Consider the following 23876-nt stretch of genomic DNA (forward strand, 5'->3'; position numbering starts at 1 on the left):
CGACTATTTTCGAGCGGTCTCGCCACGTTTATGCCCCGTTACCGTGAGTTTCGCACAAATGGCGAGCACACTGGAGCAGTTGTTCAACATAGACGAGCACGACACCGACGTCAGGACCGAGGTCCTGGCGGGGGTGACGACGTTCCTGACGATGAGCTACATCGTCTTCCTCAACCCGGTCATCCTGACGGCGTTCCCCGACGACAACACCCCGGGCGGCATCGCCATCGACGGCTTCTCTCCCCCGGAGGTCCTGCAGATGCTTGCGGTCGTCACCATCCTCTCGTCGGTGGTGGCGATGCTGGTGATGGCCTTCTACGCCAACCGGCCCTTTGGCCTCGCGCCAGGCCTGGGCCTGAACGCCTTCTTTGCCATCACGGTCATCGGCGTGCTGGGCGTCCCGTGGCAGACGGCGCTGGCCGCCATCGTCGTCGAAGGGATCCTCTTCGTCGCGCTGACCGCTGTCGGCGCCCGCGAGTACGTCATCCAGCTGTTCCCCGAACCGGTGAAGTTCGCCGTCGGGACCGGTATCGGACTGTTCCTTGCCATCATCGGCCTGGACGCGATGGGCATCGTCGTCGACGACCCGGCGACGCTCGTGGGCCTGGGCAGCATCGCCAGCGACCCCGTCGCCATCCTCTCGGTGCTCGGCCTGTTCCTGACTTTCGTCCTCTACGCCGCGGGTATCCGGGGCTCTATCGTCGCCGGCATCTTGCTGACGACGGTGCTGGGCGCCGTCGTGACGTTCCTCGGGATGGCCGAACCCGGCGTGCTGGCGACCGATGCCGTCCGCAACGGCGGCTTCGACGCATCGCGACTCGCCTCGGCGCAGTACGACATCACGCCGCTCGCCGGCGCGTTCGTCGCCGGCTTCGGCCAGGTCGAGGCGTTCTCCTTTGCCCTCATCGTCTTCACGTTCTTCTTCGTCGACTTCTTCGACACCGCGGGCACGCTGGTCGGCGTCGGCCAGGCAGGCGGCTTCCTCGACGAGGACGGTGACTTCCCGGACATCGACAAGCCCCTGATGGCCGACGCCGTCGGCACCACCGTCGGCGGGATGCTCGGCACCTCGACGGTGACGACGTACATCGAGTCCGCGACCGGTGTCGAGGAGGGCGGCCGCACCGGACTCACCGCCCTCGTCGTCGCTGGGCTCTTTCTGGCCTCGCTGGCCGTCGTCCCGCTGGCGACGGCGATCCCGCTCTATGCCTCCCACATCGCGCTGGTCGTCGTCGCCGTCCTGCTGATGCGCAACATCGTCGACATCCAGTGGGACGACTTCGCCCACGCCGTCCCGGCCGGCCTGACCATCATGGTGATGCCGTTCACCTACTCCATCGCCTACGGTATCGCCGCCGGCATCGTCTCCTATCCCATCGTCAAGACCGCCCAGGGCGAGTTCGACGACGTGCTGGTCGGCCAGTGGGTGCTGGCCGCGGCCTTCGTCGTCTACTTCGTCGTCCGCACCGGCGGTGTCCTCCAGACGGCGGTCTGACGGCGCTGCACACACCGGACACAGCACCGACGCGCTTTTTCCGCTGGCAGGACTAGACACGGCCGATGACGAACCTCGAACTCTACGAACTGTCGGGCTGTCCCTACTGCGCGAAAGTCAAGCAGAAACTCGACGAGCTGGGCCTCGAGTACGAGTCCCACATGGTCCCGCGCTCGCACGGCGACCGCACCGAAGTCGAGGAGATCTCCGGACAGACCGGCGTCCCCGTCCTGGTCGACCCCGACCACGGCATCGAGGGGATGCCCGAGTCCGACGACATCGTCGAGTACCTGGAAGAGACGTACGGCAGCGGCGCGGCGTAAGCAGGACGCGAGCGTAGCGAGCGGTTTTTTCGTCGACGTTTTTCAACGAGCGGTGAGCGAACGAAGTGAGGTCACCCGAGGCAGAAAAAGGTCGGACTGACATCGTCGAGTACCTGGAAGAGACGTACGGCAGCGGCGCGGCGTAAGCAGGACGCGAGCGTAGCGAGCGGTTTTCCGTCGACAGTTTTCGCGTCGAGCAGTGCGACCGCCGATTCCCAGCCCGCAGGAATCGGTGGCCCGTCTTATGTCGTCGGTCCGTGACACTCTAGGTAGGGTCGAGACACGATGCCACTCACCGACGCGCACCCCGACGAGGCTGTGTCGCCCGCCGAACGCGCGTCCGTCGACCTCGTCAGCGCCGTCGACGACGAGGCCGACCCGACGCAGCTGACGGTCTACTCCGACCGTGACGACGAGATAACGACCCACTGGATTACCGTCGACCTCGACCACGCCGTCGACCTGGCGGAGATGCTCTGACCGCTCGGTGACGGCTCGCAGTCCCGCAAACCCGCGTCAGGCCACTTCTTCGGGTTCCTCGCCGCGTTCCATGATGAGGTCCCGGAGGTCGTCGGCGTCCCGGATCTCTTCCATCTCCTCCTCGGCGATGAGCGCCGTGCCGTCGACGGACTCGCGGGTGAGCTCGTCGACGACGTACACCGAGCGCGTCCGGGTGACCTCCCCGACCGAGGACATGATGCGGGCGCGCTTCTCGGCGGTCTCGGTGAGCGCGGAGTGGCCGGTCAGCACCTGTTCGCGGCGCTGGGCGTTCTCGCTGACCGTCTTGAACGGCGCGCGGTCGGTGGGGTGGACGGTGAAGCCGATGCGGGTAAAGACCGTCGCGATGGGTTCGTCCTCGGGGGCGACGTCGGGGTCCTCCGGCGTCGGCTCGTCGTCGCGGATGTCCTCGGTGCCCTCGAGGACGTCCACCGGCGAGGTCAGCGGCGCGTCGAACAGCTCCTCGAGCTGGGCCGCCACCTCGACGGAGGCGTCCATGCCGTCCTCGTACTTCGAGACGGTCCGTCGGGAGACGCCCAGCTCCTTCGCGAGGCGCCCGAGCGACCACTCGCGGTCCTCCCGGGCGTCGGCCAGCACCTCGGAGTCGATGTTGACGTACAGGCCCCCCGGCGCGGCGTAGATGAGCGGCGGCACCTCCTCGACGAACAGGTCGACCGCGGTGTCCGGCGAGAGCACCGGGACGCCGTGGCGGAAGTACACCACGCCCGGATTGAGTTCCTCGTCGCGGGTCCGAAGACCGAGGACGATGGGCGTCGCGTTCAGGTAGGTTCCGAGGCGGCGCATCTCGGCGCCGGTGTAGGCGTCGAAGGCGTCGATGTTCCCCAGAATCTTCACGAGCAGCACGTCCTCGCCGCGCCGCGCCGCGACGTCGAAGCTCTTGGGCCGGATGGCACAGCGTTCGCTCACCAGGAAGCCGGCGTCCTCGAGCATCGCCGTGACGTTGCCGACGAGTGCTGATCGTGACATAGTGCTACGTTCCTCTACGGAGAGTAAACCATTCACCGCATATATGCGTTGTGCTGGTTAGTGGGGCGCTCTATCCCGCGTTCGATCCGCCAGCGGCCGCCACGGCCGGTCGCGCCGGGTCAGGGCGACAGGAAAGGTTTACCCCCCGCCGTCCGTCACTCCAGAGCGTGTACCCGGCGCGGATTCACGACGAGTTCCCGGCGCCCGCCTACCGCGGGAACCAAAAGCAGGCCCTCTCTGACATCCGGTCGGCGTTCGAGGACGGGAACGACGTTGTCCTGGTGCGGGCCCCCACCGGCAGTGGCAAGTCCCTGCTGGCCAGAGCCATCGCCGGCTGTGCCCGGACCGCCGGCGAGGCCGCCCCCGAACAGGTCGTCGACGCCTACTACACGACGCCGCAGGTCTCCCAGCTGGACGACGTGGCCAGCGACGACCTGTTAGACGACCTCTCGGTCATCCGCGGGAAGAACAACTACGACTGCATCCTCCCCGGCGAGACGGACACGCCGGTCAACCAGGCGCCCTGCGTGCGCGAACGCGAGTTCGACTGCCAGGTCAAACACCGGTGTCCGTACTTCTCGGACCGCGCCATCGCCTCGAACCGACGCATCGCCGCCATGACGCTGGCCTATTTCATGCAGACCGCCGGCAGCGACGTGTTCGGGAAACGCGACGTCGTGGTCGTCGACGAGGCCCACGGCCTGGGCGAGTGGGCCGAGATGTACGCGACCATCGACCTCTCGCCCGAGACCATCCCGATGTGGTCGGACCTCGAGGTGCCCGACATCGACGGCGTAGACGACGCGGTACAGTTCACCGAGCGGGTCGAACACCTCGCCGAGCGCCGCGTCAAGGAGTTGCGGGGCAACGCCGAACTCACGGGCGAGGAGGTGGCCGAGCGCGACTCGCTGAACCAGCTGCGGGGCGACCTGCAGTGGTTCCGCGAGGACTACACCGACGCCGAGAGCGCCACAACCTGGGTCGTCGACCAGACGGAGTCGGCGGTGACGGTCAAGCCGATGAACCCCGAACGCTACTTGAACCACACCGTCTGGGAGCGGGGGAACCGCTTTGCCCTGCTGTCGGCGACCATCCTGAACAAGGCGGCGTTCTGTGCCAACGTCGGCCTCGACCCGGACAGCGTCGCACTGGTCGAGGTCGGTCACACCTTCCCCGTCGAGAACCGCCCGCTGTACGACGTCACACAGGGGAAGATGACCTACGAGCACCGCGAGGAGACGCTGCCGACCATCGCCCGGACGCTCGTGCGCATCATGGCCCGCCACCCCGACGAGAAGGGGCTGGTCCACTGTCACTCCTACGCGATTAAAGAGCGGTTACGGGATCTGCTCGAGGAGTTCGGCGTCGGCTCGCGGGTACGGGACCACGACCGGGAGGGGCGCGACGCCGCGCTGGCCGCCTGGAAGCGCAGCGACAATCCCGACGTCTTTCTCTCGGTGAAGATGGAGGAGGCGCTGGACCTGGAGGGCGACCTGTGTCGCTGGCAGGTCATCTGCAAGGCGCCGTACCCGAACACGCGGGACTCGCGGGTCGCCCGCCGCCTCGAGGACGGTCAGTGGGGCTGGTACTACCGCACCGCACTCCGGACGGTCATCCAGGCCTGTGGCCGCGTGGTCCGCGCGCCCGACGACTACGGCGCGACCTACCTCGCGGACTCGTCGCTGCTGGACCTCTTCGAGCGTGCGAGTCACGACACGCCCGACTGGTTCGGTGCGCAGGTGCGCCGCCTGTCCGACCCGGACCTCCCGCAGTTCTCGCCGGACCGTGCGCTGACCGGCGTCAGCGCACGGACCCGCCGCCAGCGCGACCGGTCGCGGTCCCGGTCCGGCAGCGACACCCACCCCCTCTCTGACGTCTGGGACTAGAAGATGACGAAAGAGAGCCCGTAGACGATTCCCGACCCGACCATCAACAGCGTGAGGAAGATGGCCAGGATCTGCTGTCTGTTCATGGGAATCCTTGGCCAGACGGCCTGTTAGATGTTACGCCCCCGTAGGGCCCCCGGGGACCGATTCGGCGTCCTGGCCCGCCGCGTCGGGCCCCGACACCGTCGGATACGGCCGCCGTCCGGGAGGTAGGTCGGCGATAACAATGCCGGCACGGTTACTGCTCTGTCACATGTCACCGGAACCGTCTATCGACGACGTCACCGACCACTGCACGACCGTCCTCGACGACGTCGGCGACGCGGTCATCGCCGAGCGCGAGACGCTCGAGACCGTCCTGACGGGCTTTCTCGCCCGCGGGCACGTCCTCTTAGAGGACGTCCCCGGGACGGGCAAGACGCTGACGGCCCGCTCGCTCGCCGGCGCGCTGGGGCTGTCTTTCACGCGCATCCAGTTTACCCCCGACTTGCTCCCCGCCGACGTCACCGGGAGCTACGTGTTCAACGAGAAGGCCCAGGAGTTCGAGTTCAGGCCCGGCCCCATCTTCGGGAACGTCGTCCTGGCCGACGAGATAAACCGCGCCTCGCCGAAGACCCAGGCCGCGCTGCTGGAGGCGATGGCCGAAGGCCAGGTCAGCATCGACGGGACCACCCACGAACTGCCAGAGCCCTTCTTCGTCATCGCCACCCAGAACCCCATCGAGCAGGAGGGGACCTTCCCGCTCCCCGAGGCGCAGGTCGACCGCTTTATCGTCAAGACCAGCTTCGGGTACCCCTCTGCCGGCGGCGAACTGGAGATCCTCAACCGCCGGGCGGCCCGGACCGACCGGACGCCGGCGGTCAGCTCGCGGCTCTCGCTCCCGCCCGCGGCGCTGCGGACCGCTCCGGAGTCGGTCCACGTCGACGAGGAGGTCCGGGAGTACATCGTCTCGCTCTCGCGGGCCAGCCGCGAGGACCCGCGCGTCAAGACGGGTGTCTCCCCGCGGGGCACCCAGCGGCTCTTCGAGGCCGCCAGGGCCTACGCGGCGCTCCGGGGTCGCTCGTACGTCACGCCCGACCACGTCTCGCGCATCGCGCCAGCCGTCATGGCCCACCGGCTCGTCCTGACGCCCGACGCGCGGGTCGACAACGTCGACAAGCGCGCCGTCGTCGCGGACGTCCTCGACTCGGTGCCCGTGCCGACGGTCACCTACGCGAGCCAGCCGTCCGACTGAAGACGCGTCCGCTTTCTCTTACCGGTACAGCGCCGCCATCGAGACGACGGCGGCGACGACCAGGCCCAGCAACACCACGAGCGGCAGCTCCGTCGCCCCGTTCTCGAAGAGCACCGTCGCCCCGAGCACGAGCAGGGCGCCGAAGCCGGCACTCGCCCCGGCGTGGAGGAGTTCGACCGAGGTGGTGTCGGCGTCGCTCCGCAGCTGCTCGCCGAGGCTGATGCCGTGTTCGGCGACGTCCCAGGCGATGATGGCGCCGGTGGCCGCCACGAGCAGCGTGCCCGGGTCGGCCCGCTCGAAGATGCCGACCAGGACGACGCCGACGACCAGCGCGGCCAGTCCCGCCGAGACGAACCGCCGGGCGAGGTGGTCGCGGACCGGCCGCAGGCCCAGACCGAGGAGGACGATGCCGAGCACGCCGGGCCCCAGGCGGGCCCACCCGACGCCGCCGGCGAGCGTGAGGGCGCCGTGTAGCAGCGACAGGACGACGATGCCCGCTCCGATTGCGGTCACCTCGCTCGCGCCGATGCCCGCGGTCGGGACGGCCCGCTTCCTGACGGTCACTTCGTCGGGCATCGCCGCCGGCGCCGGGAGGCGGGCGGCCGTGACGACCACCGCGACGCCGACAGCCGTCCCGATGACGGCGAGGCGCTGGGTGGACGACCCCGCCAGCAGGAGGGCGACGCCAGCCGCCAGCACGAGCGCGAGCGCACTCGAGAGCGGCGTCGGGCGGTGGGAGACGGCGGTGCTCATGCGGTCCTCCGTCGGCGCCCCTCGTTCAGCAGGACCGTCCCGAGCGCCGCCTGGGGGTCCCAGTCGACGACCGGCACGTCGGTCTGGCGGAGCGCGTGGAGGCGGTTGGCCCGCTCTACGCGCGCCAGCCGCTGGCCGAGCGTCTCGCCCGCGGTGACGTCCGGACTGATGACTGTCGTCGCGTTGCCGCCCGCCTCCAGGCGTCTGATGGTCTGGAGGATCCACTCGTCGGTCAGCGGCGAGAGGACCACGACCTGCGTCGAGGCGTCGAGGCGGGCGTACAGCTGCCTGCGCTGGTCCTCGAGGTCACCGTCCTCGTCCGGTTTCGAGGGTGTCGACGACAGCGTCGGGTGGGACGTGAGCAGGCGGCGCACGCGGGTCACGTGCTCGGTCCCGCTTCCCGGCCGCTCCCAGCAGAACTCGCGGCCGAACGCGGCCAGGCCGACCTGGTTCTGGGCGCCCTCGAGGGCGCCGAGCAGCTGCTCTGTGGCCGCGATGCTGTGGGCGACGGCGTTCGGGTCGGTGTCGCTCGCCGATCGGTAGGCCGGTTCGCGCGCGTCGACGAGCAACAGGACCGAGCTGCGCCGCTCCTCGCGGAACTCGATGGTGGTCAGTTCGCCGGTCTTGGCCCACCGCTTGGAGTCGATGCGCCGGAGGGAGTCACCGCGGTTGTACTCCCGGACCGTGTGGAACTCGGTGCCGTTGCCGCCGCCGTCGGTGGTCAGCTGCCCGGCGAAGTTGTCGGTCTGTCGCCGCAGCGGGACCTCGGGGACCGTCTCGGTGCAGTGGAGTTCGCCTTCGGCGGAGACGGTCAGCTCTACCTCGTGGGCGCCAGTGACGTCGCGGACGATGACCGTCGCCGGGTCGAACGTGTGGTGCCCGTGGTCGGCGTCCAGCGCGTAGGTGAACGTGGTGGTCTGTCCGGGCCGCAGGACCGCCGCGTGGCGGGGGTTCCCCGACGCGACAGTGAGCATCGGCGGGACACCGTCGACGAGGCGGACGTCCGCCAGCGTTCGTTCGCCGACGTTGGTGAGGTGGGCCGTCACGGTGACGTGCTCGCCACGCCTGGGGTGACGGTTGTCGAGCCGCCGCTCGAGTTCCAGCTCGACGGTCGGCGGGCCCGAGAGGCGGGGATACGCCGCAAAGCCCGCACCGACGATGCCAAGTAGCAGCACCGCCGGCCGGTCGAGCAGGATGCCGACGGCGACGGCGAGCAGGGCGACGGCGACGATGCCCCGCCAGCGTCCGGTGGTGCGAACCGTCGTCACCGGCGGTCACCCCCCGACTCCTGCTCGAACCGATCTACCACGGCGTTCGCGGCCTTCCGGACCTCGTGTTGCCCCCAGCGCTCGCCGCGGAGTGCAAGCGACGCCTCCCGGTGGAGCATCGGCGTCGAGTGGCGCTCCTCGCCCAGGAAGGCCGCGACTACCTGGTCGTCGGTCCACTCGCCCGTCGCGACCCGTTCGCGGGCCACCTCGCGGGGGACCTGCTCCGTCCGGACCATGGCCTGTTGTGCCGCGGTGCTGAGTCGCTCGCGGAACGCGTCGCTGGACGCTCTGGGGTTCGAAACCGCCAGCGAGCCGAGGTACGCGTCGAGTTCGTCGCCGGGCCGGCTGGCGTCTCGAATCGTCTCCGGGTCCGGCGGCGCGGCCTGACTGACCCGGCCGGCGGCCCGCCGGACGAGCATCACGACGACGATGCCCAGCGCGAGCGTCCCGAACGCCCCGAGCAGGAAGTAGTCGTTCCCCGCCAGGGCGACCAGGCCGTCGACCGGGAGCGCCTCGGCGGCGCCCGAGACAGCGGCGGCGGCGACGACGGCGAAGACGACGAGACCGGCCCCCACGAGCAGGTACCAGCCCGCTCGCCGGAGGCCCCGGGTCTCGCTCACGGCGACCGACGCGAGCTCCCTGAGGTCGGCCGCGCTCATCGCACCCCTCCGTCGAGCCGCTCTAGCATTTCCCTGGCGCGCTGTTCGTGGGTCTCGAGCGACGAGACGGCGCCGTACTGGACGTCCTCGAAGAGCCGCCGGAGCCGCTCGACGGTGTCGGTATCGTAGCCGTGCTCGATGGCCAACCGGGCGCAGATCCGGGGGGTGTATCGTTGTGGCTCGTCGATGCCGGCCCGACTCAGCAGTTCTGCCCAGGCCCGCTGGACGTCGTTCTCGGGCATCGCGACGGCTCCGTGGTCGCCCTCGTCGTCGACGTCGACGTAGGCGCCACTCAGTGCGGCGAGCAGCGGGTCGAGCCGCCGCCGGTACCGGTAGACGACGACGGCGCTCGCGACCCACAGCAGGGCGGCGACGAGCAGCGACACGACGTCTATCCCGGGGTCGGTCGGGGTGGTACCGGTCCCCTGGGGCCCGCCGGAGTCCGGTGCCTCGCCGCCGGACGTGACGGCCGCGTTCACGCCGCTATCGCTCGCGGCCATCTCCGGCTGCTGGCTCGTCGCGCCGGTCTCCGGCGGGTCAGTGTACTGGTCGTGGAGGCGCTGGGTGGCCGACTGTATCTGCTCGCCCCGCTCGGCGCCCAGCGGGAAACCCTCGTTGTCGAGGTCGATGGCGTCTTCCGGTTCCGTCGTCATCGACGACTCGAGCGCCGAGGCCGAGAACCCGATGGCGAGGACGACCACGCCGACGACGAGCAGCGAGACGATGCGTTCGGTGTTCATGGTGCCTGCCTGTTGGCGAGAGCCATCAGCTACTGCCCGGGAGGACGGTGACGGCGGGCCTTGTAATGGAGTCATTACGCCCGGGTAGGCAGCGGGGGACCGTCGCGGTCGCTCCCCCGTTCGGACAGTCCGGGCACGGGGCCTGACAGGGCATTCCCGGCCCGGGAATGCCCTGCTAGACACTCGTTACCGCCAGGTTCGGCGCCGGGAGTAGGACCCGAATTCTCAAGGGCGCCGCTCGCAAAGCCACGGCCGATGAACGTCAGCATCGTCGGCAGCGGGTACGTCGGTACCACTGTCGCAGCGTGTCTCGCCGACCTCGGCCATCACGTCACGACCATCGACGTCGACGAGGACGTCGTCGCGGCCGTCAACGCCGGCGAGTCCCCCATCCACGAACCCGGCCTGGACGAACTGGTCGCCGAACACGGTGGCGGGCGCCTCCGGGCGACCACCGACTACGCCGTCGTCCCCGAGACGGACCTGACGATGCTGGCCCTGCCGACACCCTCCAACGAAGACGGAAGCATCGACCTCCAGTACATGGAGGCCGGGGCGGCCTCGGTCGGGGAGGCCCTGGCCGCCGTCGACCGCGACGGCCCGCACCTGGTGGTCACGAAGTCGACCGTCGTCCCGACGACCACCGACGACGTCCTCGCGGCCCGCATCGCCGAGGCCGGCCTCGAACGCGGCCGGGACTTCCTCGTGGCCTCGAACCCCGAGTTCCAGCGGGAGGGGACCGCCGTCGCCGACTTCCTGAACCCCGACAAACTCGTCTTCGGGACCGACGACGACCGGGCGCTCGCCACCCTCCACGAACTGTACGCCCCGCTCCGCGAGGCCGCTGATGGCGAGGTGCCCGTCGTCGAGACCGGCATCGCCGAGGCCGAGATGATAAAGTACGCCAACAACACCTTCCTCGCCGCGAAGGTGAGCCTCATCAACGACATCGGGAACATCTGCAAGGAGCTCGGCGTCGACGCCTACGCGGTGGCAGACGCCATCGGCCTGGACGACCGCATCGGCGAGCAGTTCCTCCGGAGTGGGGTCGGCTGGGGGGGAAGTTGTTTTCCGAAAGACACAGATGCAATAATATCTGCCGCCCGCGAGCGCGGGTACGACCCGAAGATGCTCTCGGCGGCCGTCGAACTCAACGACGCCCAGCCCGAACGCCTGCTCTCCCTGCTGGACGAACACGTCGACGTCAGCGACAAGCGCGTCGCGGTACTGGGCCTGGCGTTCAAGCCGGGGACCGACGACATCCGCAACACCCGCGCGGTGCCGGTCATCGAGGGGTTACAGGCCCGCAGTGCGGCGGTCGTCGCCTACGACCCCGTCGCCACCGAGAACATGCGCGAGCAGTACCCCGCCATCGAGTACGCGGACTCGGCCGCCGCCGCGCTGGAGGAGGCGTCCGGTGCGGTGGTCGTCACCGACTGGGACGAGTTCGCGGCCCTGGACGACGAGTTCGACGCGATGGCAGACCCCGTCGTGGTCGACGGCCGCCGCATCGTCGAGCGCCGCGAGGGCATCACCTACGAGGGACTGACGTGGTAGCGCCCGTCGCCCCGGTACGGGCACTGTGACCCGGTAACGAGTGCTTACCGGGCCACTCCCCGCCCCTCAGGTGATTCTGGCGTCCACGACGACGTGGGCGACCCCCTCGCTGTACCCTTTCACCTCGCGCGTCGCCAGCACCTCGACCGACCGGTCGGCGTCGGCCGCGGCCGTCTCGAGTCGCTTGACGGGCCGGTCGAAGACCAGCGCCTCGGGCGTGGCCTCGTGCATGTGGACGACGCCGCCGGATCGCAACGCCGCGAGCGCCGAATCGAGGTACTCGTGGGCCTCGTAGTAGCCCATCATCACGCGGTCGACCGTCTCCGTCTCGCCCAGGCCGGCGACGACCGCTCTGCAATCGGCCCGGTACGGTTGCACCCGGTCGTCGACGCCGTTTCGCACCAGGTTCTCGATCAGGTAGCGGAAGGCCGTCGGGTTGCGCTCGACGGCCGTGACCTGCGCGCCGGCCCTGGCCATCGGCAGCGTGAAGTAGCCGATGCCGGCGAACATGTCCAGCACGCGCTCGCCCTCGCTGACCACCTCGCCCATCCGCGCCCGCTCGGCCTTGTTGCCCGGCGAGAACATCACCTCGGCCAGATCCAGCCCGTACTGGGTCCCGTGTTCGGTGTGGACCGTCTCGGTGTCGCCCTCGCCGGCGACGACCTCGACGTCGGGTTCGCGGTGGGCCCCCGAGATGCCGCCCCGCGCGAGCACGGTGTCGGCCTCGCCGTGTAGCGCCAGCAGCGCCTGCCCGAGCTCCTCGGGTCGCGGGGCGTCGCCCACGTCGACGAGGACGACGCTCCCGACGACGGCCCACGACGAGGGGGCCCGGTCGAGTTCACCTTCGGTCCAGCCGCGCTGGCGGAGGTGGTCCTCGAGGGTTCGTAGTCGCGGTTCGCCCACTTGCTGGACGACCTCGCGGACCTCGACCGAGGACGGCGAGTCGGTCACCGGAACGGCGACGCTGTCGGTGTCCCACGAGCGGACGCTCCGGTCGGCGTCGTAGACGCCCTCCGCGTCGAGTGCGTCGATGACCGACTGGGCACGGGGCTTGCCCACCACGACGGCGAGCCGCCGGTCGCTGGTTGCTTCCTCAGACATCCTCGTCGTCGGCTCCGTTCGCTGGCAGCACGTGCAGGCCCGCCCGGCTCTTCAGCACGGGGACCGCCTCGGCGTCGGTGTCGAGGTACTCGGGGCGTGGAACCGTCACGCTCTCGAACGTCTCGGGGTCGAGCACCTGGACGGCGTTGGCGTCCTCGACGGCGACGAGCGTCGTCGGCTGGCCGTCCTCGCGAAAGCCCAGGCGCTCGGCGTCCGGGGCGTCCTCGTCCTCGAAACTGGCCTCGAAGTGATCGCCGGTCGCCAGCCGGACGCCCTTGAGGTTCCCCTGGACCGACCGGACCAGCACCGGGCCGTCGCCGTCCTCGGGGTCGATGACCTCGCCCTGCCGGTAACGCGGCAGGCGGACCGCGTAGGTCATCCGGTAGACCGGCTGCCCGTCCTCGTCTTCGGTGATGAGGCGCTTCGAGTCCGAATAGGAGCCACCCAGCTGGGCCGTGATGCGTTTCGCGATGCCGTGGCCCATCTGGGTCGTCGAGATCTTCATGTTCAGCCCCTCGGGAATCTCCTTCGTCTCGGTGATGAAGGCGTTGCGGTCGCCGGTGGCCTCGCGCTCGGCGACGTACGCCTCGGCGATGGATTTTGCTCGCGCTACCTCCCGGTCGGTGGGGTCGCGCTCGTCGGCCCTGACCTGGACGATGCTGGCGAACGACCCGCCGGCGATCTTCCCGCAGCGCTCGCAGGTCCCACGCGAGATGCTGACCGGCACCACCACCTCCTCGGTGACCGGCGTCTCGCGGACGACGCCGGAGAACTCGGCGTGCATCCGGATGTTGTTCTCGTCCAGGTGCTCGGGGGCGACCTGCCAGGCGATTGACTGGGCGTCGACGTGGACGCCCAGCGCCTCGCTGACCTGTTCGACGGCGACGTCGGTGTAGTCGTCGGCGCCGACGTCCACCCAGCGGTTCCCCTTGTGGACCGCCCCGCAGTGGGCACAGACCTGGACCTGGATCTCCTCGGGCGCGTCGACGAGCTCGAACGCCTCGAAGTAACAGGCGTCACACAGCACCCGCTCTGAGTCCCGGCGCGCGCCCGGCAGGTCCGGTCGGTCGTCGGGCACGCCCGACATCTCGTCGCCACACTGCGGGCAGAAGGCTCCGGACCGGCTCATTGTCCCGTCGTACTGGACTCAGCCGGTTACGTATTGCGTTTGCTCGCCGCCGGCGTCACTCGTCGAGCAGACTCGGTTCGGGAATCGTCTCCTCGGAAGCCTCGCGCCACGAGTGGGCCGGCTCCCACTCCAGCAGCCCCTGTGCCTTCGCCGTCGAGAGCGCCGACTGGTCGCGCTCGAGCTCGCACTCTGCGGGCAGTTCGCCCCAGAACGCCTCGACGAGGTCGGCGGTCGGCCGGCCGACGTAGTTGTCGGCCGCGGCGACGTGGAACGCCTCGTGGCCGTCGAGGTCTGCCTCGAGCGCGGCCGCGACGATGGTGGTGACGTCCCGGACGTCGACGTACGACCAGCAGTTGCCTGCGCCGCCGTCGATGTCCCCCTCGACCACGTCCAGGCAGTTGTACTCGCCGGGGTACTGGATCCACGAGGGGCGAATCGAGGCCACGTCGACGCCGTCCCGGCGGACGACCATCTTCGCGATCTCCTCGCCGGCCACCTTCGAGGTGCCGTAGGGGTCCTCGGGGGCCATCGGGTGGGCCTCGTCCATCGGGAGGTAGGCCGGCAGCGGCGTCTCCTCGGCGAACGCGAGGCCGTAGGCGCTCTCCGACGAGGCCCACACGACGTCCGCACCCGCTCGACCGGCGGCGTCTAAGACGTTGTAGGTCGCCGAGACGTTGGTGTCGAAGACGCGCGTGCCGGCGTGACGCTCGGGGGCCGGAATCGCCGCCCAGTGGACGACGGCGTCGGGCGCAATCTCGCTGACGAGGTCCCGGACCTCCGCGCCGTCGGTCACGTCGACGGCCTTGAACTCGACGCGCTCGCGGACGGGGACCTCCCAGCCAGGGTGGTCCAAGTCGACGCAGACGACGTGGTACCCCTCGCTCGCGAGGTGGTCGCAGATCCAGCGCCCGGAGCGGCCGCGGCCGCCGGTGACGATGACAGTCTCGGTCATAGCCGTCGTTGGTCCCGACCGCATAAAGACCCGGGGACACCGTTGGCATCGCGCCCGTCCGACACGCGATGACGAGGTTTTAGAGGCTCCGTCTCCTACCCCGGCCCATGGAGTGGCAAACCGACTGGGGGCTCCGTGGGCGGATGGCGCTCACCATGTTCCTCCTGTTCGCCCTGTATATCGTCTTCCTCGGTGCGCTGACGCTGTACTTCCAGAACCTGGCGCTCATCGCCGTCGTGATGGGCGGGTTCCTGTTCGTGCAGTTCTTCTTCAGTGATAAGATCGCCCTGTACTCGATGGGGGCCAAAGAGGTCAGCGAGTCGGAGTATCCGGAACTCCACCGCACGATCGACCGGCTCTCCCAGCAGGCCGACCTCCCCAAACCGACGGTGGCCGTCGCCGACTCGCGGGTACCCAACGCCTTCGCGACCGGCCGCTCGAAGAAGAACTCGGCGGTCTGTGTCACGACGGGCATCATGAACACCCTCGACCAGGAGGAACTGGAAGGGGTCATCGCCCACGAACTGGCCCACATCAAGAACCGCGACGTGGCGGTGATGACCATCGCCTCGTTCCTCTCGACGATCGCCTTCCTCATCGTCCGCTGGGGCTGGCTGTTCTCCGGCGGGCGCAACCGCGGCGGCCAGCAACAGGTCCCCGTCTTCGTCGCCATCCTGGTCTCGCTTGTGGTCTGGATCGTCTCGTTCCTGCTCATCCGGGCGCTCAGCCGCTACCGCGAGTTCGCCGCCGACCGCGGCGGGGCGGTCATCACGGGCAAACCGGCCGCGCTGGCCAACGCCCTGATGAAGATCGACGGCCGGATGGACAAGGTCCCCAAGGAGGACCTGCGCTCGGAGGCGGAGATGAACGCCTTCTTCATCATCCCCATCAAGTCGGGGTGGCTGGGCCGCCTGTTCAGCACCCATCCCTCGACCGAGAAGCGCGTCGACCGCCTGCGTGACCTGGAACGCGAGCTGGAAGGCTTCTAAAGTACCTTTTTCGGCCTCGGGTTTCCTCGCTCCCTTCGCTCGCTGCGGGAACCGCGATCAGCGGATCAGCCAACGATCCATCTCGGTTTTCGACCGCTCCGGTCACCTAAGTACTCTATAACTACACCCGTCCGAGTGAACCTGTACTCAGCCGCCGGCAACGCGCCGGCGGAAATCCATGTTCGGATCGGGTGACTACTCTCGTCTCGTCTGGATGGGGCTGGCTTTCGTCCTCGCGGGAGTCTTGCTTTTCGTGCTCTATTCGTTCGTCGGAACGTTCGTTCTCGGCCTGTTTCTTTACTACGCGACCCGCCCAATCTACGCCCGTCTGCGGCGACGAATCCGGCCGCCGAGTCTGGCGGCAGCGGTGGCCCTGTTTGTACTCGTACTGCCCGTCGTCTTGTTGTTCTGGTACACGGCCGCGCTTGGTCTCGGGGAACTCCGGTCGCTCGCCGCATTGGACCTGTCTGGCTACGGAGAGCTTCTCGGCCCATACACCGACTTCGCCGGTCTGACAGCGGAACTCCAAACGGTGCTCCAGACGCTCGTATCCGATCCTGGACAGCTCCTGGCGGAATCGCGTCTCCGAGGCATCCTAACGGATACCGCCACAGCGATGACGGAGTACCTCGGAGTCGTTCTCACGGGACTGCTCCACCTGTTTGTCGCGCTGGCGCTCGCGTTCTACCTGCTTCGAGACGGCGACCGCTTGGTCGCGTGGACCCACAACAACTTCGCCGACGAAACGCTGGTCACCTACGGACGTGCGGTGGATTCCGACCTCAAGACTGTCTTCTTCGGGAACATTCTGAACGCACTGCTTATCGGGACCGTCGGCGCGATCGTGTTTTCGATCCTCGCGGCGATCGCGCCGCCGGCCGTTCCAGTTCCGGTCCCGATCCTGCTCGGTCTGCTCGCCGGTGCCGGCAGTCTCATTCCTGTCGTTGGAATGAAGATCGTCTACGTCCCGGTCTCACTCTATCTCGCCGGCCTGGCCGCGATCTCTGATCCCCAACTACTCTGGTTTCCGCTCGTTTTCTTCGCCGTCACGTTCGTCGTCGTGGACACGATCCCGGACTTGGTGATCCGTCCGTACGTCTCGGGGCGAAACCTCCACGTCGGTGCGGTAATGTTCGCATACATCTTCGGCCCGCTATTGTTCGGGTGGTACGGGCTCTTTCTCGGACCCCTGATTCTCGTCGTCATCACGGACTTCGCACGCGTGGTCGTTCCAGATCTAGTCGGATCGGGTGCGGACACGCGGCCGACCTCGCCGACCGGCGAATGGGTTGCTGGAGGGGCAGACGTAACTACGGCTGACGGTGATACTCGTGACCCCGATATCGCGGCCGGGACCGACGAATCCGGACAAGCCGACGATTCCGAGGAGAACCCTGACTCGACGTGAACGTGTCCACTCGCGGTAACTCTACGTCTCCGATGTACCGTCGTTTTCAGACCGTTCGGCCATGCAAGACTTGCGCTCTGTATGCAGCACGACTACTGAAACCTGTCTCCGACCGGCGAGGTTCAACAGACTGGTGACACGCTCGGAACTCGTCTGTCTCCTCGATAGTTCGTTGTCCGGCAATCTATGACACGAAGGCCATCTCGAGTGTCGGCCTCAGACCGACCCTCGGGCGGGACTGAAAGGGGCGGCACGCTGGACGAAGGCGGACGACGCAAGCACCGAATCGAAGCGAGGAGCGCAGCGAGGTCGTTCGGAAGACCTCCGGTCTTCCGTGATGACGAAAGACGGTAACGCCGTCTTTCGAACCACCCCCGAGTCCAGCGTGTCGGGGCTTTCTGGTTCTTGATACCGGCCACTGCTGACGTGTATTCTCGTCACGCTAGGAGCGAAACCACTTGAGGGTCGCCTCCCTTCACACCTGTATGGGACTGCTGGACGGACTCAAGAGCGCCCTCGGCATGAAAGCCGAGGCCGACGCCACCCGGGATGCCGACCCGGACGACCTCTTTGGCATGAGCACCGCCTACATCACGATGGAGGCGGAACTGGGCTACGAACCGACCGGCGAGGCGGCCCTCTGTTTCGCCGACGTGGACAACACCGATTTCCGGGACGCCATGGAGGAGGTCGAGTCCATCCTCGAGGCCGGGAAGGTCGAGACCGGCACGGAGGCGACCTTCGAGACGGACGACCACGGCTACCAGTGGATCGTCTTCGAGGACCCGGACTTCGAGGACCTGCTGACCGCGATTCACTTCGCGGCCGACACGCTCGTGGAGCGGCGCTACGGATCGCGCCTGCTCGCGGCGCTCTTTTCGTTCGAGCGCGAGCACGACGGTCAGCCGGCCTACTGGGTCTACTCCTTCCGGCGGGGCGCCTACTACCCGTTCGCGCCCGACACACGCGAGAGCCACGAGCGGGACTCGACGGCGGAGTTCAAACTGGAGAGCAACCTCGACGGCGAGATAACCCTCGAGCAGGAGAAAGAGTACTGGTACCCGCTGTGGCCCGACAAGCCCGGGTGGCACCCGTGGGAGTGAGCGAGAACAGTCCGACGGTGGGCGACGACGGGCCGGCGGTAGGGGCCCATCTGCGCGCGGCCGGCGACGACGGGCCGGCGGCCCCCCTCGCGGCCGGCGTCTACCGCGTCGTCGGCACTACGGAGACGACGGTGACGCTCATCGAGGTCGGCGACGGCGACGGCGAGCGCGTCCACACTGGGCGGGTCGTCACCGTCGACCGGGACGGGCTCTCGGCGCTCGAAACGGTATCGAACCCGGACGACGACCGCTCGCTTCGGGCCCGCTTCGACGGCGGCATCGAGGGGCTGCGCCTGTCGGCGGGGCAGTTCTGGCGCTCGCTTGCGGCCCGGCCGCTCCCGAGCGCGGCGGCATTCGCCCTCTTTGCCACGGGCGAGGTCGGCAGTCGGGTCCTGACGGGCTACGACGTCGTCTTCGGGGTGCTGATACTCGTCGGCGGCCTCAGCCTGGTCTACCTCGGCAGTCTCGGGATGGACTGACCGAACCACGGCTCGTGTCAGCCAGGACCACGAGCGGTCGTGTTCGGTACCCTTTAGCCGGCGGCCCCTCTGACACCGGATATGGTCGAGGTTCTCTTCGCTATCGGTATCATAGTGGCTATCTTCGTCGGGTTCAACATCGGCGGCTCCTCGACCGGTGTCGCCTTCGGTCCGGCCGTCGGGAGCAACACCCTCTCGAAGCTATCGGCGGCGGCACTGATGACCGTCTTCGCCCTCGCCGGCGGCCTCATCGTCGGTCCGGCCGTCGTCCGGAGTCTCGGGAGCGACCTCGTCGCCACCTCGTTCTCGCCGCTGATCAGCATCGTCGTCCTCTTTTTCATCGGCTTTGCCCTCTTCCTCTCGAACGTCGCCGGCGTCCCGGCCTCGACGTCGATGACCGCGGTGGGCGCCATCGCCGGTCTCGGCCTCGCCCGGGGGACGCTCAACGCCGGCCTGATGCTCGAGATCGTCTCCTGGTGGCTCGTCTCGCCAATCATCGCCTTCTGGGTCAGCGGCGTCATCGGTCGGTACTTCTACCCGCGGCTGGTCGAACTCTTTGCCATCTCCCAGAGCGAGGGCTCGCTGGTCGACGTCGACCGGTCGGGGGCGATACCGACGGTCACGCTCGGCGAGAACACCACACCCCGGGAGTTCGTCGGCACGACGGTCGTCATCGGCATCGGGTGTTACATGGGCTTCTCGGCGGGGGCGTCGAACGTCGCCAACGCCGTCGCGCCGCTGGTCGGGAACGGTTCGCTGGCCATGACGCCGGCCATCCTGCTCGGCGGTGGCGCCATCGGCCTGGGTGCGTTCACCATCGCCCGGCGGACGATGGACACGGTGGGAAACGACCTCACGGACCTCCCGCTGGTCGCGGCCATCGTCGTCGCCGCCGTCGCCTCGACGATCGTCACCTTCCTCTCGGCGCTGGGCATCCCCGCGAGCTTCGTCATCATCGCGACGATGAGCATCGTCGGCCTCGGGTGGGGGCGGGCGACCCGGACGACGCGCCTGACCGACACGGTGAAAGGCGAGGTGCCGGTCGCCTCCGTCGGGTCGCTGACGGCCGACGACGCGCCGACCGTCGGCGACCGGACCGAGACGCCGAAACACCCCGAACCCATCGGCGAGGAGTCCCGCGACGACATCCCGAAGGCGTCGGACCTCTTCGAACCCGGGACCACGGCGCGGGTCATCTTCCTCCAGAACATCGTCCCCTCAATCGCGACGGTGGCCGCCTACCTCGTCTTCCGGTTTCTGCCGGTCGCCTGACCGGATTCCCCCCACGAAGTCGGCCTGAAGGGCAAAGTCTAACAAGTCGGGGTCCGAACCTCGCAGGTGATGCCAACCGTTGAGTACCTTAACTACGAAGTAGTGGACGACCAGGGCTGGGACCTGTACGCCGACGACCTCTTCGAGAAGGCCGGCGACGCCGGCCTCGACGCAGAGGACCACGGAACGATCGAGGTCAACGAGGGCGAGTACATCCTCGAGGCCGCGGAGGCACAGGGCTACGACTGGCCCTTCTCGTGTCGCGCCGGTGCCTGTGCGAACTGTGCCGCAATCGTCCTCGAGGGCGATATCGACATGGACATGCAGCAGATCCTCTCCGACGAGGAGGTCGAAGAGAAGAACGTCCGCCTGACCTGCATCGGCAGCCCCGACGCCGACGAGGTCAAGATCGTCTACAACGCGAAGCACCTCGACTACCTGCAGAACCGCGTCATCTAAAACAGTAGCGGGCCACACTGTGGTCACAAAGCACTGAGATACGGTCTACCATCGCAGGTAGTCCGCCCCAAATATGACGTTTTTAGCCGCTGCATCCCGGTGTAACACGTATTACGAGTGACTTCCATCAGATTATTCTAACGGAAGTGTGGGGTCACCCGTCTCGCACATCGCTTGGCCCATCCTCCATTCGCTGTATCTCCTCGTTCGCAAAGTAGAACAGCATCGCGCTCACCGCCACGACGATACCGCCGACCGACTCCAGCACTGACACGACCTGATACTGGCCGAGCTGTAAATTCACCACAATCAGCACGTCCAACCACACGATGATGCCCCGTGTTATGTCAGTCTTGATGGGTTTCAACAGAGCCAGTTATTGGCATATGCGAGAACAAAGTACGTACTGAATTTCGGGATTCTAGCTGAATTGCGTGACGTATTGTTCGATTATGGGGGTGGACTCGTGCGTGGCAACTTCGTTGCTATCGTATTCTTCTTTGACTTCTAACGGAACAGGTTCTGGGTCGCCACGACTGCCACCTTCTTGGAGTGTATTTCCAGTCGTAAGTCCAACAACATTTCCGTCTAAATCCACCAGTGGACTGCCACTGTTCCCAGAGACGTTAGGGACTGAGGAGAGTATCCCACCACCATAACTTTCTTCTAGATATCGTCCGAGAGCAACTACCCATTCACCGACTGAAAATGGGTGACCGACTTGAACAACGGGTTGTCCCTTCGTGAGAGTGTCACTATTTCCAAGGGAAAGTGTTGTTTGTGGTGAGAAATCAGTGTCAAGAACAGCCACATCGTGATAGGGCGAGTTATTGTGATCTGATTTACCAGTTAAACTTGGTGAAAATTTTTCACCGTTTATTGTCCAGCATTCAAAACTGTCGCTGTCACCAACAACGTGACTGTTCGTTACAAGAGTATCGTCATCAATGAACCACGCTGTCCCACCACCTCCGGTGCCGGCCTTTAATACTACAACAGCTTGTCGTACTGTCTCTCCGATGGAAAGTGCTTGGGAGCGGACTTCGTCTGAGAAATCGGAATCTCTATTCGATTGGGATTCAAGTTCCTCAATTCGTTGTTCTTTTTCTTCAAGTTCTTGCTCTAATTCACGTATTCGTTCTTGCGATCTCTGGTCTGCGGGAGTTGAACTGGGAGTTCTCGTGGAAGTTGAACTGGGAGTTCTCGTGGAATTATTGGTTTCTCTTGAGGAGCCTGTTCCACCTCCTAGGTCACTTGTGCAGCCTGCAAGGAGTCCTGAGGCGGCAACAGATGCTGAGAGGAGGAATTGTCGTCTTGAATTAGTATCGGACATTATACGTATGAGAGAAGTCTGTTATTTATATTCTCTTATGTGCAGTCCAATAGATCCAATTGACATCGCCGAGGCCGCTACCTCCTGCTATGTGTGGCCTTTATTGTTAGGTAAATCGTCATTCGCTAGGACATACCAAAATATTCACACAGAGTTCCCGGATACGTATACTGTGTCATTCAAGATGCGATCCATCTCTGATTGAGAAAGGCTTCCGTTCATAAATACTGCCTCACACAGACTCTCTATCAGATCGTACGAACCACCAGAGAATTCAGCATTACTCAATCCTTCAATCAACCTCAGAAGCTCAACTCCGAGCCCATACTTGTTATAGCTTCCCCCGTCTACCTCTTGGCGACCGTTGTTGGTGTGGGATCTGCTCAAGAGACCCCGTTCGGTAAGGCTCCGCAGATGCTCTTGGATGTGACGTGTTGAATAATCGCATCCAAACATACTGCTCAATGCTCCCTGTACCTCTGACGTTCTAAGTGGTGTCTTCCCTTGGGCCGCTGCGCTGCCAATGATATACAGTATTCTGCAATGGTTGTCACCCAGATTCTGAATAGCAGTACTGACCCATGCAGGAACTATTTCTTTCTCCGCTTTCTCAACATCCTCCTCAGTGATTTCTCGCGGTTCTGAGTTCGACTGCTCTTCAGCTTCGATACGCATACGGGCGATATCGCCAGCGTGCGACAACAATTCCAGTCCATCACGAACATCTCCACCCATTCGACTACACTTTGCTGCACTCAGTTCGATGATTTTCTTCGAGAGCACCCCGTCGCAGAATCCGATCTCTCCATGTTTCCTCAGTATCTCTCGTAGTTCACTGGTGGTGAAAGAAGCAAATACGAGCTCCTTGAATTGCAGTGTTGATCGGGTAGCTGGCTTTAGTTCATCGAGAACATGGCCATCGTTTGCGATACCAATGATGCCGATATCCAGGTTGGAAAGACCAGCCCTCTCATGGATTCGGGACAGGTCATTGAAGAACTTGTCCGGCTCGCAGATGTCATCAGCTTCATCAATAACAACGTACAGAACACCGGTTAGCCGAGCCAGTTGATTATCCAGTTCAGATTTCACTTTGTCATAGGAGTTGCCGGTCTTAGGGAGTTGCTCTTCGTCTTCGTCACCATATTTGGCTCGTAGCTCGTTAACGACCTTGATGAGCATCTGGTAGGATTTACTTCCCTGAGATGAGGTCACGCTCACTGTGGACAATGTCCGATCTGCACCAGCTAGTTCCTTTTCAAGCAGATCAAGGACGTATTTTGTCGTAGATGTCTTTCCAGTTCCACGCTCACCGCTCACGAAGATATTCGGTGGAGAGCGATTTCTCAGTATTGGCTGGAGCAAGCGAATGTAGTTGTCAACAATCTCGTCACGCTCAACGAAGAGGTCTTCACGATATTCGTCACGAAAGGCCTCTTCGGAGCTGAAGATGGTGGATTCGGTTTTGAAACGCGACATGGTGACTAAGCACATTTCTGACTTATAAGGGTTCGCCAAAGTTCGGTCAAACCGTCACTGGGATTGGCGGCAGACACCCACACCAGATTTCCGGAGAAGTGTTCATCGAGAAGGGGTCGGCCACTCAACCACCACTACGCACAGCACCCAGAGAGATACTGCATTTGTTCCCAGTACGGAATTGTTAACACTACCCACATATATAACTTACTCAAATAATATACAAATAATTCTATTCTTTCCCCCACCCCCATAGATGATTGGATAACTCCGGAAATTTGGTGTGTGGGTGTGGGATGGTCGAATACGCCGGCGGTTTTACCATTTAGCAAAACACGGCTCTGTTGAAATCCTATTTTTCGGACATAATATAGCGTGCAACAGCCGGTCAGTGCGGGTGCGTATCACTCAGCTTTAGCTACAAGTACAGAGACATTTGAGAGATTTGTGCTAAACGACAATATCACTCCCCCCTCAAATTCAGTTATTTGCCATGAACTGCACTCATTGTGGTCGTGAAACTCGAAAAAGCATTCGAATGTTTAGATTTGAACGCGCTGACAAAGAACTACAGCTTCGTCTCTGTGAGGACTGTATCGATGAGTTGCTGTCTGACGAAAACGTGGAGTTAGCACATTAGTAGTACGTGCACAGTCTGTATTGACCAAAGCTAGGCCAGACTGTGTCACCTGCTGAGGATTTCAGCAGAGTCCAAAACACGTTTTTCGTTTTGTCCTGTTGGAAAACAGAACCAACCTGAAATAATCCTCCC

At 65.2% G+C, this 23876-nt stretch carries 23 protein-coding genes; 12 read left to right on the forward strand and 11 right to left on the reverse strand.

From position 1 onward, the window contains the following. The first annotated feature begins 58 nt into the window (after positions 1 to 58). The 3 genes from P1K88_RS02755 to P1K88_RS02765 all read left to right on the forward strand — a co-directional run bounded on the left by P1K88_RS02755 (position 59) and on the right by P1K88_RS02765 (position 2298). Complete coding sequence (locus P1K88_RS02755) at positions 59 to 1495, forward strand: NCS2 family permease (protein ID WP_276412363.1); 1437 nt, start codon at positions 59 to 61, stop codon at positions 1493 to 1495. Between the two features lie 65 nt (positions 1496 to 1560). Beyond that, positions 1561 to 1818 carry a glutathione S-transferase N-terminal domain-containing protein gene (locus P1K88_RS02760; protein ID WP_276412364.1) on the forward strand — a complete coding sequence of 86 codons (258 nt, stop codon included), beginning with the start codon at positions 1561 to 1563 and terminating at the stop codon, positions 1816 to 1818. 285 nt (positions 1819 to 2103) lie between these two features. Next, positions 2104 to 2298 (forward strand): DUF7511 domain-containing protein, encoded by a 195-nt coding sequence (locus P1K88_RS02765; RefSeq protein ID WP_276412365.1) that lies wholly within the window; start codon positions 2104 to 2106, stop codon positions 2296 to 2298. A gap of 36 nt (positions 2299 to 2334) precedes the next feature. Here the strand turns inward: P1K88_RS02765 and P1K88_RS02770 are convergent, their stop codons facing one another. Beyond that, complete coding sequence (locus P1K88_RS02770; protein WP_276412366.1) at positions 2335 to 3303, reverse strand: transcriptional regulator; 969 nt, start codon at positions 3301 to 3303, stop codon at positions 2335 to 2337. Between the two features lie 167 nt (positions 3304 to 3470). On the opposite strand from P1K88_RS02770, the gene P1K88_RS02775 reads away from it, so the two are divergent. After that, complete coding sequence (locus P1K88_RS02775; protein WP_276412368.1) at positions 3471 to 5189, forward strand: helicase C-terminal domain-containing protein; 1719 nt, start codon at positions 3471 to 3473, stop codon at positions 5187 to 5189. Positions 5190 to 5442: 253 nt separating this feature from the next. After that, positions 5443 to 6423: an AAA family ATPase gene (locus P1K88_RS02780; protein WP_276412370.1), complete on the forward strand. Its 981-nt coding sequence runs from the start codon at positions 5443 to 5445 to the stop codon at positions 6421 to 6423. Positions 6424 to 6441: 18 nt separating this feature from the next. On the opposite strand, the gene P1K88_RS02785 is transcribed toward P1K88_RS02780, so the two are convergent. Genes P1K88_RS02785 through P1K88_RS02800 form a run of 4 tightly spaced genes read right to left on the reverse strand, consistent with a single transcriptional unit; the run spans position 6442 to position 9843 of the window. After that, positions 6442 to 7176 carry a DUF7519 family protein gene (locus P1K88_RS02785; protein ID WP_276412371.1) on the reverse strand — a complete coding sequence of 245 codons (735 nt, stop codon included), beginning with the start codon at positions 7174 to 7176 and terminating at the stop codon, positions 6442 to 6444. Beyond that, complete coding sequence (locus P1K88_RS02790) at positions 7173 to 8444, reverse strand: DUF58 domain-containing protein (protein ID WP_276412373.1); 1272 nt, start codon at positions 8442 to 8444, stop codon at positions 7173 to 7175. Before P1K88_RS02790 ends, P1K88_RS02785 begins: the two co-directional genes overlap by 4 nt. Beyond that, entirely contained in the window at positions 8441 to 9103 is a 663-nt protein-coding gene (locus P1K88_RS02795) for a DUF7269 family protein (protein ID WP_276412374.1), read from the reverse strand. The genes P1K88_RS02790 and P1K88_RS02795 overlap by 4 nt, the downstream gene beginning before the upstream one ends. Continuing rightward, positions 9100 to 9843: a DUF4129 domain-containing protein gene (locus P1K88_RS02800; protein WP_276412375.1), complete on the reverse strand. Its 744-nt coding sequence runs from the start codon at positions 9841 to 9843 to the stop codon at positions 9100 to 9102. Before P1K88_RS02800 ends, P1K88_RS02795 begins: the two co-directional genes overlap by 4 nt. A 255-nt stretch (positions 9844 to 10098) precedes the next feature. Between P1K88_RS02800 and aglM the strand changes: the two genes are divergently transcribed. After that, positions 10099 to 11400: a UDP-glucose 6-dehydrogenase AglM gene (gene aglM / locus P1K88_RS02805; protein ID WP_276412376.1), complete on the forward strand. Its 1302-nt coding sequence runs from the start codon at positions 10099 to 10101 to the stop codon at positions 11398 to 11400. A 66-nt stretch (positions 11401 to 11466) separates the two neighbouring features. Here aglM and P1K88_RS02810 read toward each other — a convergent pair whose 3' ends face one another. The 3 genes from P1K88_RS02810 to P1K88_RS02820 are packed head-to-tail and all read right to left on the reverse strand — an operon-like array spanning position 11467 to position 14582. Then, complete coding sequence (locus P1K88_RS02810) at positions 11467 to 12501, reverse strand: class I SAM-dependent methyltransferase (RefSeq protein ID WP_276412377.1); 1035 nt, start codon at positions 12499 to 12501, stop codon at positions 11467 to 11469. After that, positions 12494 to 13630 (reverse strand): 60S ribosomal export protein NMD3, encoded by a 1137-nt coding sequence (locus P1K88_RS02815; RefSeq protein ID WP_276412379.1) that lies wholly within the window; start codon positions 13628 to 13630, stop codon positions 12494 to 12496. Before P1K88_RS02815 ends, P1K88_RS02810 begins: the two co-directional genes overlap by 8 nt. Before the next feature lie 55 nt (positions 13631 to 13685). Further along, positions 13686 to 14582, reverse strand: coding sequence for an NAD-dependent epimerase/dehydratase family protein (locus P1K88_RS02820; RefSeq protein WP_276412381.1), 897 nt, complete (start codon positions 14580 to 14582; stop codon positions 13686 to 13688). A gap of 107 nt (positions 14583 to 14689) precedes the next feature. Between P1K88_RS02820 and htpX the strand changes: the two genes are divergently transcribed. The 6 genes from htpX to fer all read left to right on the forward strand — a co-directional run bounded on the left by htpX (position 14690) and on the right by fer (position 20292). Beyond that, positions 14690 to 15571: a zinc metalloprotease HtpX gene (htpX, locus tag P1K88_RS02825; RefSeq protein WP_276412382.1), complete on the forward strand. Its 882-nt coding sequence runs from the start codon at positions 14690 to 14692 to the stop codon at positions 15569 to 15571. A gap of 214 nt (positions 15572 to 15785) precedes the next feature. Then, the gene (locus P1K88_RS02830; RefSeq protein ID WP_276412383.1) at positions 15786 to 16979 is read left to right on the forward strand and encodes an AI-2E family transporter; all 1194 of its coding nucleotides are present in this window, start codon (positions 15786 to 15788) and stop codon (positions 16977 to 16979) included. A gap of 485 nt (positions 16980 to 17464) precedes the next feature. Further along, entirely contained in the window at positions 17465 to 18082 is a 618-nt protein-coding gene (gene pspAB, locus P1K88_RS02835; RefSeq protein WP_276412385.1) for a PspA-associated protein PspAB, read from the forward strand. After that, positions 18079 to 18561 (forward strand): hypothetical protein, encoded by a 483-nt coding sequence (locus tag P1K88_RS02840; protein WP_276412387.1) that lies wholly within the window; start codon positions 18079 to 18081, stop codon positions 18559 to 18561. Before pspAB ends, P1K88_RS02840 begins: the two co-directional genes overlap by 4 nt. An 81-nt stretch (positions 18562 to 18642) precedes the next feature. Next, a complete protein-coding gene (locus P1K88_RS02845; RefSeq protein ID WP_276412388.1) occupies positions 18643 to 19833 on the forward strand; it encodes an inorganic phosphate transporter in 1191 nt (396 codons plus the stop codon). A 69-nt stretch (positions 19834 to 19902) separates the two neighbouring features. Further along, positions 19903 to 20292, forward strand: coding sequence for a ferredoxin Fer (gene fer / locus P1K88_RS02850; RefSeq protein WP_276412390.1), 390 nt, complete (start codon positions 19903 to 19905; stop codon positions 20290 to 20292). A 154-nt stretch (positions 20293 to 20446) separates the two neighbouring features. On the opposite strand, the gene P1K88_RS02855 is transcribed toward fer, so the two are convergent. From P1K88_RS02855 to P1K88_RS02865, 3 genes are all read right to left on the reverse strand, one after another. Further along, a complete protein-coding gene (locus tag P1K88_RS02855; RefSeq protein WP_276412392.1) occupies positions 20447 to 20659 on the reverse strand; it encodes a hypothetical protein in 213 nt (70 codons plus the stop codon). A gap of 54 nt (positions 20660 to 20713) precedes the next feature. Beyond that, positions 20714 to 21625 (reverse strand): S1C family serine protease, encoded by a 912-nt coding sequence (locus tag P1K88_RS02860; protein WP_276412394.1) that lies wholly within the window; start codon positions 21623 to 21625, stop codon positions 20714 to 20716. A gap of 144 nt (positions 21626 to 21769) precedes the next feature. Beyond that, complete coding sequence (locus tag P1K88_RS02865; protein WP_276412397.1) at positions 21770 to 23104, reverse strand: Cdc6/Cdc18 family protein; 1335 nt, start codon at positions 23102 to 23104, stop codon at positions 21770 to 21772. Between the last annotated feature and the right edge of the window lie 772 nt (positions 23105 to 23876).

This window comes from Haloarcula halobia (genome assembly GCF_029338255.1).
GTDB classification, from domain to species: Archaea; Halobacteriota; Halobacteria; order Halobacteriales; family Haloarculaceae; genus Haloarcula; species Haloarcula halobia.

Excerpts from the sequence above, each read along its gene's own strand:
- P1K88_RS02780 (WP_276412370.1), top strand. The coding sequence starts at position 5,443 with ATGTCACCGGAACCGTCTATCGACGACGTCACCGACCACTGCACGACC.
- P1K88_RS02860 (WP_276412394.1), bottom strand. The coding sequence starts at position 21,625 with ATGTCCGATACTAATTCAAGACGACAATTCCTCCTCTCAGCATCTGTT.
- P1K88_RS02815 (WP_276412379.1), bottom strand. The coding sequence starts at position 13,630 with ATGAGCCGGTCCGGAGCCTTCTGCCCGCAGTGTGGCGACGAGATGTCG.
- aglM (WP_276412376.1), top strand. The coding sequence starts at position 10,099 with ATGAACGTCAGCATCGTCGGCAGCGGGTACGTCGGTACCACTGTCGCA.
- pspAB (WP_276412385.1), top strand. The coding sequence starts at position 17,465 with ATGGGACTGCTGGACGGACTCAAGAGCGCCCTCGGCATGAAAGCCGAG.
- P1K88_RS02755 (WP_276412363.1), top strand. The coding sequence starts at position 59 with ATGGCGAGCACACTGGAGCAGTTGTTCAACATAGACGAGCACGACACC.
- fer (WP_276412390.1), top strand. The coding sequence starts at position 19,903 with ATGCCAACCGTTGAGTACCTTAACTACGAAGTAGTGGACGACCAGGGC.
- P1K88_RS02820 (WP_276412381.1), bottom strand. The coding sequence starts at position 14,582 with ATGACCGAGACTGTCATCGTCACCGGCGGCCGCGGCCGCTCCGGGCGC.
- P1K88_RS02845 (WP_276412388.1), top strand. The coding sequence starts at position 18,643 with ATGGTCGAGGTTCTCTTCGCTATCGGTATCATAGTGGCTATCTTCGTC.
- P1K88_RS02760 (WP_276412364.1), top strand. The coding sequence starts at position 1,561 with ATGACGAACCTCGAACTCTACGAACTGTCGGGCTGTCCCTACTGCGCG.
- P1K88_RS02800 (WP_276412375.1), bottom strand. The coding sequence starts at position 9,843 with ATGAACACCGAACGCATCGTCTCGCTGCTCGTCGTCGGCGTGGTCGTC.
- P1K88_RS02810 (WP_276412377.1), bottom strand. The coding sequence starts at position 12,501 with ATGTCTGAGGAAGCAACCAGCGACCGGCGGCTCGCCGTCGTGGTGGGC.
- P1K88_RS02795 (WP_276412374.1), bottom strand. The coding sequence starts at position 9,103 with ATGAGCGCGGCCGACCTCAGGGAGCTCGCGTCGGTCGCCGTGAGCGAG.
- htpX (WP_276412382.1), top strand. The coding sequence starts at position 14,690 with ATGGAGTGGCAAACCGACTGGGGGCTCCGTGGGCGGATGGCGCTCACC.
- P1K88_RS02770 (WP_276412366.1), bottom strand. The coding sequence starts at position 3,303 with ATGTCACGATCAGCACTCGTCGGCAACGTCACGGCGATGCTCGAGGAC.
- P1K88_RS02830 (WP_276412383.1), top strand. The coding sequence starts at position 15,786 with ATGGGGCTGGCTTTCGTCCTCGCGGGAGTCTTGCTTTTCGTGCTCTAT.
- P1K88_RS02765 (WP_276412365.1), top strand. The coding sequence starts at position 2,104 with ATGCCACTCACCGACGCGCACCCCGACGAGGCTGTGTCGCCCGCCGAA.
- P1K88_RS02785 (WP_276412371.1), bottom strand. The coding sequence starts at position 7,176 with ATGAGCACCGCCGTCTCCCACCGCCCGACGCCGCTCTCGAGTGCGCTC.
- P1K88_RS02865 (WP_276412397.1), bottom strand. The coding sequence starts at position 23,104 with ATGTCGCGTTTCAAAACCGAATCCACCATCTTCAGCTCCGAAGAGGCC.